Origin of the sequence: Flectobacillus longus, from assembly GCF_030056705.1 — a bacterium.
GTDB lineage: Bacteria > Bacteroidota > Bacteroidia > Cytophagales > Spirosomataceae > Flectobacillus > Flectobacillus longus.
This window is the reverse complement of record NZ_JASHIC010000001.1, coordinates 365,890-374,465: the sequence shown is the minus strand read 5'-3', so window position 1 is coordinate 374,465 and position 8,576 is coordinate 365,890. Positions and strand designations below refer to the sequence as shown.

The following is an 8,576-nucleotide window of genomic DNA, read 5'->3' as shown; positions in this document are numbered from 1 at the left end:
GCAATAACTTGTAATTTAAAAGCCATACTGTAATCTCGTTGACTACGCTTCTGTTTCGCTTTTGAACTTGTTTCCATTTAATAAGTCGGTTGGATGACAACCTATTTCAGGACTAGACAACTGCATAAAAAAAGCCCACCGTAATGGTGGGCTTTTCTTGGTAGAGAGCGAGGGATTCGAACCCCCGGACCTGTTACAGTCAACAGTTTTCAAGACTGCCGCAATCGACCACTCTGCCAGCTCTCTGTGTTTTGATGATGCAAAATTAGTCTTTTGGACAATACGATGCAAACTTTTTTTGAAACTTCAATTGAAATATTTCCTAAGAAATCACTTAAAGTTTTAGTAGTATTTTCGTAATCAGAATATTACGAGGAAGGATAAATCCTGAAAAAAATGAATTTTTTTTTGAAATAGTTAGTAGCGAGGACTTAAAAACTCGCTACTAATGCTCACTAAATTTCAAATTTCTTGAAAATAGAGGAGGCTGTATGCCCTCCAAAACCAAATGAATTGTTTAAGGCATATCGGATTGGCTTCTCCAACTTTTCTCCAAGCACAATATTGAGATTCTGAGGAATCTCTGGATCTAGCTCCGTCACATTCATAGTAGGGGGAATCGTATCATGTTGAACTGCCAATACGCAGTAAATACTTTCAATGGCTCCTGCCGCACCTAATAAGTGCCCTGTCATAGATTTTGTTGCCGAAATTGCCGTATCACTATTTTCGAAAATCGAGGCAATAGCTTTTATCTCACTCAAATCGCCCACACCTGTTGATGTTGCATGAGCATTGATATAGTCAATATCTCCAGGGTTTAGTCCTGCATCTTTTAGCGCATTGAGCATTCCTAATTTTGCGCCTAAGCCGTTGGGCGATGTGCCAGTCAGGTGATAGGCGTCAGCGGCCATGCCACCTCCAACGATTTCTGCTAGAATTGTGGCACCTCTTTGCACAGCATATTCATAATCTTCCAAGATTAAAGCTCCTGCGCCTTCACCTGCTACAAATCCAGTACGATTAACATCAAATGGTTGTGAAGCAGAGCTTACATTGTTTTTGGATAAAGCCTGTGCCGCACCAAAGCCCCCGATTGTTCCTGGGGTTATAGCTGCTTCTGAGCCTCCAACAATCATTACTTTGGCACGCCCCAGTCTGATGGTATCCAAGGCATTGATGATAGCAGTATTAGAAGAGGCACAAGCTGAAACAGTACAATAATTGGGACCTAATAAACCATTTCTGATAGAAATAACGCCAGCCGCAATATCCACAATCATTTTTGGAACAAAATATGGATTGAATCTTGGTGTGCCATCGCCTGTAAAGAATTCTTGTAATTGGTCTTCAAATGTTTGCATACCGCCTTGACCAGTCGCCCAGATTACGCCAATTTCGGCTCTTTGAGCTTCAGTCATATCGCTAAATTTCAATCGGGATTGTTGAATAGCCTGTTCACTCGCTGCGACAGCATATTGAGTAAACAAATCATATTTACGGATTTCTTTTTTCTCAAAATAGTCGAGTGGGTTAAAATTTTTAACTTCTCCTGCTATCTGAGTTTTAAATTTGCTTGAATCAAATTTGGTAATGGGTCCAATGCCCGAAATACCTTTGAGACTATTTTCCCAAAAACTCGCAACATCATTTCCCAAAGGAGAAATAACTCCGAGTCCTGTAATTACTACACGTTTCATAAAGAAGAATTTAAGGCAGTAAATGCCTGTTCTGGTGATTGAAGATAAAGTTGGTACAAAGAATTGGTTAATCCAACGCGTACCTCAAACTGTTCTTCTGTCAATGCTTTTAATAAATCTTCGGCAACTACCTCTGGCGGAATACCATTTTCTGCGCCTCCTATTTCATGTGAAAGTTCGGTATTGACCAATGGAGGCATCACTTCATATACCTGAATACCTTTATTTTTTAATTCTGCTCTCAGTACTTGAGTGTAGGAGTGAAGTGCGGCTTTACTAGCTGAATAGGTTGGTAAGCCAATAGCGGGAATAAATGATACCAACGAACTTATGTTGACAATGGCAGCGTTAGCGTTTTGCTCTAACACTGGCAATAGTGCTTCTGTTAGGCGAACTACGCTCAAAAAATTAGTCTCAAATTCAATACTAGCTTTGTCAACCGCTTTACTATTTTCATGAAGTAGCGAATAAGCATAAGCAGTTCCAGCATTATTAATGAGTAAGTTAAGACTTGGAAAATCTGCTTTAATTTTTGAGGTAAGTGTTTCCACATCAGAAGCTTTTGTTAAATCAGCTACGATATATTGAGCGTTAGGAATTTGTGCACTAGCCTCTAGGAGTTTTTTTTCAGTACGCCCTACCAAAATGATTTGATTACCTTCTTTTGCCAGTTTTTTAGCAAATGCTAATCCAATGCCAGAGCCTCCGCCTGTAATTAATATGGTATTTTCAGTTGTTTTCATTTGATTATTTATCCTAAAATATACCGATTGGTATATTTTTATGTAAAAAAATTAAAGTGAGTTAATTAAGTTTTCAACGGTTTTCATAAGGTTTTGCATATAGTCTAATTTACCACTGACTTTGGTAAGCATAACAGCTCCTTCAATAGTAGCGATAATTTGTAGCGCTAAATCTTCTGCATTGTTATCAGCACGAAACTCACCAGTTTGTATCCCTTCATTGATTAAAAAGATAAGTACGTTTTTCCATGAATTAATAGCTTTGCCGACTTCTTCGCACATAAATGGAAGAGTGTCATCTACCTCGATAGCAGTATTGAGAATCACGCAGCCACCTACAGGAAATCTAGGGTCGCCAAAATTGGCATATATTCTCGGATAGCAAAGTATTTTATCTCTAAAAGTCGTTTGGCGTGAAATTTCTTCAGAAACCATGCTTGTTACTTTTTTCAAATTATAACGAAACACTTCAAGGGCTACCTCATCTTTGTTTTTAAAATTGCCATAAATGCTCCCTTTGGTTAGCCCAGTAGCCTCTGTCATATCCTGTAAAGAAGTAGCCGCAATACCTTTGGTATTGAAAATAGGAGCAGTTTTCTCTATGATAAATTGTTTGGTACGTTCGGCTTTTCCCATGAGGAGGTACTTCAAATTTTATTAATTATACAATTTCTTACTAAATAATAATGCTTTGAAATTATTATAAAACAAAAATATACCGACTGGTATTATTTTGCAAACATTTGCCTACTTATTTTAGAAATAAATTTGAGTTATTTTTTGTGATAAGGTCTAGTTTTTGTTAAAATATAATAATTGAAAGTTTTTATTGTATTTTATATAAAATGAAATAACTTTAATGAGGAGCCAGAAAGATATTTCTTCTTCCAAATAATAAGCTTTTTAACCTAAATATGGATAAAATGAAAACACTTACTTACCTATGTATCGTGCTAGTCGGATTGGTGTTTGGTGCCTGTCAACGAGATGTTAATCCGTATGTGTTATACTATAAGAGTACTCAATTCAAGACCCAGCAAGGAGATACCTTAGCGTCGTTGAAATCGATTAGAAATGGGAGGATTTTTAACAAGCATCTCACATTGGTTATGCGTGATGGAAGTCGTAAAGAAATACCTAAAGAAGGACTTTGGGGCTATTCACAAGGCAATAAGGTGTATCGTAATTATGGAGATAGGTTTATTCAGGTGGTTACGCCTTATTCAGATAGTACCATTAAATATATGACAGATAGAAGTGTTGCTTTTTGGACATCGAATGGCAATCGAACCATGAATCAAGTGATGTTATTATATAGTAAAGATTTGGATTCAAAAATTTATACCTCTGTAAAAAAGGCGAAGAAATAAAAACAAAAACATGAGTCATCTCGAATTTTTAGGATTGAGATTATTCTCTAAGTTTTGATGCTACTATGCGAGATATAACTTGGCTTAAGACGCAATCATTGCGTCTCTACTGCTAGAATACAAATTTTTAAATAATCACTCATTCGCTCAATCACTAAATCGCTAAATTAGTGATGACTCATGTTTAATAGGTAATAACTAGATTAACTATTTTATCTAACAACTATATCAAGTATAAATGAGAATGAATTAGCTGATTGCTCTCTTACTACTATTTGCCCAAAATTAAACATATAATTAGAGTAAGGGAAAGAAGGATTCTGATTTGTACTATAGACATCACCATCAAATACTTTAAAAGTTGTTGATTCAGGAGAATCTTTATATTCGCCAATGGTTTTGCCATTTTTCCAGAATTTTGTACCGAACCTATAAGTATTGTTGAGAATGGTAGCCGAGATATACACATCGTTGCCATCGAGTTGTAAGCCAGCACTCTGAGATACATTTTCGTCAATGACAGAAGGAGTCCCATTTTTCCACAACACAAGCTTTTGTTCCTGCTTATTAATATCAGTTCGTATCGATCCTAGCATGTATAAGTCTCCATTTTTATATTTCATTGCTGTTACCGTTGTAAATGGCATATTAACCGTTCCTTCTAATCTAATAGGACTACCATTTTTCCATAAATATTCGGAGCCATTGTACCCATAAGCACTAACATATACATCATTATTGACAACCAAAAAATCACATGGATATCCATTAGATATAGTAATGGATTGAATGATTGTCCCGTTTTTATAAACATTTAGATTGTTTTTAGGTAATTCTTGAGCAGAAGTGAAAGTCGTGAAGTATAAATTGCCGTTACTTACCAATACATTTCTAATGCTCTCAGAGTACGGGAGATTTGATGAGTATATTTCTTGTCCATTTTTAAGTAATTTGGCAGCTCTCTTATAAGTTGTAGGAGGTATAAACGTTCCCTTCCCTGTTATTACATAAATGTCATTTCCATTAATGTATAGTTTGGGAAAAGCAAAGCTGTTACCTTGAAGAATAAGAGAAGGAACTCCATTTTTCCATAATCTAAAAAAATCCATTTCTGTTCCTCTCTCTACCTCTGCCAGAAACACATCAGGAGTATAACTGATAGTGTCGGAGTTTGCTTCTCCATTTTTATTTTTAACTGTAATTGTGGTTCTTTTGACCTTTACCTCAGGAACTAATACAGTAAGTGTGGTTTTTGAAGCATTTACTATGGTCGCCTCCACACCACTCAAATGGACTTGATTATTAGATTTGATTTCGTCAAAATTTTCACCTGTTATCGTGATTTGGTCGCCGAAATGCAGATTAGTTTGTGATACATTTTTAATAGATGGGGTAACTAAACTATTGGGGTATTCCGCCAGTTTGCAAGAACTAAAAAGTGTAATTGAAGCAATGAAGTATAGATACTTTTTCATGGTAAAATAAGTTAGTATAGATGTTAAGATTCAGATATTTAGGTCCCAAGATAAGTAAATTAGTTTTAACTATGGGCTAAAAACAAAAAAGCCCACCGTAATGGTGGGCTTTTCTTGGTAGAGAGCGAGGGATTCGAACCCCCGGACCTGTTACAGTCAACAGTTTTCAAGACTGCCGCAATCGACCACTCTGCCAGCTCTCTGTGTTTTGATGATGCAAAATTAGTCTTTTTTTACTTTGCCTCCAAATTCGTTTTGTAAAAAAAGTAAAATAAAATAAGAATAGAAATTCCCTGTCTTTGATTTTCAGGCAGATAAGAGATAAAAAAAACTTAAAAAAACTGTTTGGAAAGCTTTTTCTAAGCAGGTTTTGGATATGATAAGATGATTTTTCTAAAAAATTATCTCTGATGAGTGACTTTTAGAAATACTCTAAGCATAATTATTCAAGATTGTTCCTGACTGTTGATAAAGGGATTTTTGCTCTGAGAATACATTCTTGTTGAATGAGCTTAAAAGGAGCTTAAATTATACCCTCAATGCTACGTTTAGACTTGGAAGTATTGCCACTTTTATTGTAACTTGTCATTCGTTTTTCCCAGACAGAAAAGTATATGATAAATAAATTAGGTCAATTCCTTAAAAATCTTGGAGTTAAACTTTTTCGACTGATTTGGTTTCTGCCAAACCTATTATTAGAGAAAGTTCTTGGAAAACAGAAGCTTGCTGCTTTCTATCAACAATTTAACTCTATTCAAGACCAATACGAAGAAAAGAAAAATCAACTACTCGATTCACTAGGAGTAGATAAAGAAGCACAATATTATCTTCTGGTTCGTAAACTTTGGAAGGCATTTGCTTGGACAGTCTTTGCAGGTGTTTTCTTTATTTTTACGATTGAAAATAACTTTTTATGGCTTACAGGAGAGATGCCTTCGGTAGGTGAATTACAAAACCCTAAACTTTCGCAATCTTCTGAAATATACTCTGCTGATGGTGTTTTATTAGGTAAGTTTTTTCAAGAAAATAGAACTCCTATTAAAAATTACAAAGAGCTTTCTCCTTACTTAGTAAAGGCTTTGATTGCGACCGAAGATGCTCGTTTTTATGAGCACTCTGGGATTGATTATCGTGCTATGTTTGGTGTGGCTATTGGTATTTTGAAAGGTGGCGAACGTGGTGGTGGTAGTACTATTACTCAGCAGTTGGCCAAAAACCTTTTTAAAACTCGTAAGAAAGAAGGTATTACCAAAAAAGGATTACTTGGTGTAGTTCCAGGAGTGAAGACTTTGATTATCAAGACTAAAGAATGGCTTACGGCTATTAAATTAGAACGTTATTATACCAAGGACGAAATCATTTTGTGGTACTTAAATACGGTTGATTTTGGTAGCAATTCGTATGGAATTAAAGTCGCAGCCAAACGCTATTTTAATACTTCTCCTGATAGTTTAAATATTCAAGAGGCTGCAGTATTGGTTGGTATGCAAAAGGCAACTACTACCTACAATCCCATCAAATATAAAAATAAACCTTTGGATGAAAACAAATCTTGGAAAAGAAGAAATGTAGTTTTGTCTCAAATGGTAAAATATGGTTTCTTAAAGCAAAATCAGTATGATTCGTTGGCAACATTACCAATTGTGTTGAAAGAACATGAGGAGTCGCCTTATGATGGGACTGGGAACTATTTTAAAGTGGCTGTTGCCAAATATCTAAATGAATGGGCAGCTAAAAATGAAATCGAACTTGACTTGTATCGTGATGGTCTAAAAATCATTACTACAATTGATTCTCGTTTGCAAACTTATGCCGAAGATGCAGTTTCGGAAGGAATGCGCAATATTCAGAAAACTTTTGATGGACACTGGTCAGGTAAAAATCCTTGGGTAGATGAAAAAGGAAATGAAATCCCAGGGTTTATTGATACTGTAGCCAAGCGTACCGAATATTATAAATCTTTGGTAAAGCGCTTTCCTACCAATCAAGATTCTGTTTGGTATTATATGAAGAAAGTGAAGCGTAAGATGTGGGTGTATTCACGAAATACAGGTGGCGAAGAACAAATGGAAATTACCCCTTACGACTCTATTCAATATTACAAGAAATTCTTACAGGCAGGGATGATGACGATGGATCCTTTTACAGGACATATCAAAGCTTGGGTGGGTGGTTTGGATTTTAAGTATTTCAAATATGATCACGTCAAACAGGGGAAACGTCAGCCTGGTTCTACCTTCAAGCCTTTTGTTTATACCGCAGCAATAGATGGGCCAAAAGACCTAGCACCATGCTATGAGATGAAAGATGAGCCTTTTGAAATAGAAGTAGAAGAAAAAGGTGAAATAAAAACTTGGCGTCCTAACAATGCTGATGGGCATTTTAGCTATCAAACTATGCCTATCAAGCGTGCGTTGGCAAAATCTATTAACTCCATTACTGCTAGATTGACGGATGAAGTTGGGGCAGATACTGTCATGTATTATGCCAAACAGATGGGTATCGAAAGCCCATTGCGCCCAGTGGCTTCCATTGGCTTGGGTTCATTTGACGTTTCGTTATATGAAATGGTTGGTGCATATTCGGCTTTTGTCAATGAAGGAATTCATGCAGAACCTCTGTTGGTTTCTGAAATTCAAGACCAAAATGGTAACGTAATCCAACATTTTGACGCTCAGATTAAGAGAGTGATTAAAAAAGAATCTGCGCAATTATTACTCAATATGTTACAAGGTACTATCTATGAAGGAGGTACTGGTAGCAGCTTGTTGTGGGGGGATGGTGCAAAATTATTACCTGAAAAAAACCGATATGCGCCTGCATTTGCTGGTAAAACAGGTACTACCTCTAATCACTCTGATGGTTGGTTTATGGGCATGACTCATAACCTTGTCACTGGGGTTTGGGTCGGAGGTGATGACCGCTCGATTCACTTCCGAACAGGGGCTTATGGTGAAGGCTCCAAGACAGCAATGCCATTGTATCGCCGATTTATGCTTAAGGTCAAAGGCGATGCCGACTTACAACAGTATCATCCTGTACCTTTTGAAAAATTAGACCAAAAGAAATTTACCAAACAGTTTAATTGTACTGGAAATTGGTGGGGCGAAAGCCGTGCTAGTAATGACAGTACTGCCGTTTCGACTGATTCTTTGGGCAGTGGCTCAGGTAGTGGTGTCGAGGTAAAACCTGATTCTACCAACTAAAAAAGGTCAATACTGAAGATTTGAATAAAATAAATTTGCTTTACACTTCAGAAAGCATGGTATATTAAACAAAGCGATAATA

General features: G+C 36.4%; 6 protein-coding genes and 2 tRNA genes. 2 read left to right on the top strand and 6 right to left on the bottom strand.

Features of this window, described 5'->3' with window-relative positions; translation table 11 throughout:
• Positions 1-158 precede the first annotated feature (158 nt).
• The 4 genes from QM491_RS01480 to QM491_RS01465 form a co-directional block, all read right to left on the bottom strand.
• Positions 159-246 (bottom strand) — tRNA-Ser (locus tag QM491_RS01480).
• Between the two features lie 209 nt (positions 247-455).
• Complete coding sequence (gene fabF, locus QM491_RS01475) at positions 456-1,700, bottom strand: beta-ketoacyl-ACP synthase II (protein WP_283325481.1); 1,245 nt, start codon at positions 1,698-1,700, stop codon at positions 456-458.
• Entirely contained in the window at positions 1,697-2,443 is a 747-nt protein-coding gene (locus QM491_RS01470) for an SDR family oxidoreductase (protein WP_283325480.1), read from the bottom strand. The genes fabF and QM491_RS01470 overlap by 4 nt, the downstream gene beginning before the upstream one ends.
• A gap of 51 nt (positions 2,444-2,494) precedes the next feature.
• Complete coding sequence (locus tag QM491_RS01465) at positions 2,495-3,094, bottom strand: TetR/AcrR family transcriptional regulator (RefSeq protein ID WP_283325479.1); 600 nt, start codon at positions 3,092-3,094, stop codon at positions 2,495-2,497.
• Between the two features lie 272 nt (positions 3,095-3,366).
• Between QM491_RS01465 and QM491_RS01460 the strand changes: the two genes are divergently transcribed.
• On the top strand, positions 3,367-3,813 hold the full coding sequence (locus tag QM491_RS01460; protein WP_283325478.1) for a hypothetical protein: 447 nt from the start codon (positions 3,367-3,369) through the stop codon (positions 3,811-3,813).
• A gap of 212 nt (positions 3,814-4,025) precedes the next feature.
• Here the strand turns inward: QM491_RS01460 and QM491_RS01455 are convergent, their stop codons facing one another.
• Together QM491_RS01455 and QM491_RS01450 are read right to left on the bottom strand one after the other, a co-directional pair.
• On the bottom strand, positions 4,026-5,288 hold the full coding sequence (locus QM491_RS01455) for an IPT/TIG domain-containing protein (protein ID WP_283325477.1): 1,263 nt from the start codon (positions 5,286-5,288) through the stop codon (positions 4,026-4,028).
• Between the two features lie 115 nt (positions 5,289-5,403).
• Positions 5,404-5,491: transfer RNA gene (locus QM491_RS01450), tRNA-Ser, on the bottom strand.
• A 411-nt stretch (positions 5,492-5,902) separates the two neighbouring features.
• Between QM491_RS01450 and QM491_RS01445 the strand changes: the two genes are divergently transcribed.
• Positions 5,903-8,494 carry a penicillin-binding protein 1A gene (locus tag QM491_RS01445; RefSeq protein ID WP_283325476.1) on the top strand — a complete coding sequence of 864 codons (2,592 nt, stop codon included), beginning with the start codon at positions 5,903-5,905 and terminating at the stop codon, positions 8,492-8,494.
• Positions 8,495-8,576: the final 82 nt, after the last annotated feature.

What these genes read in the sequence shown, in the direction of transcription:
- fabF (WP_283325481.1), bottom strand. Translation starts at nt 1,700, where the DNA reads ATGAAACGTGTAGTAATTACAGGACTCGGAGTTATTTCTCCTTTGGGA.
- QM491_RS01470 (WP_283325480.1), bottom strand. Translation starts at nt 2,443, where the DNA reads ATGAAAACAACTGAAAATACCATATTAATTACAGGCGGAGGCTCTGGC.
- QM491_RS01460 (WP_283325478.1), top strand. Translation starts at nt 3,367, where the DNA reads ATGAAAACACTTACTTACCTATGTATCGTGCTAGTCGGATTGGTGTTT.
- QM491_RS01455 (WP_283325477.1), bottom strand. Translation starts at nt 5,288, where the DNA reads ATGAAAAAGTATCTATACTTCATTGCTTCAATTACACTTTTTAGTTCT.
- QM491_RS01445 (WP_283325476.1), top strand. Translation starts at nt 5,903, where the DNA reads ATGATAAATAAATTAGGTCAATTCCTTAAAAATCTTGGAGTTAAACTT.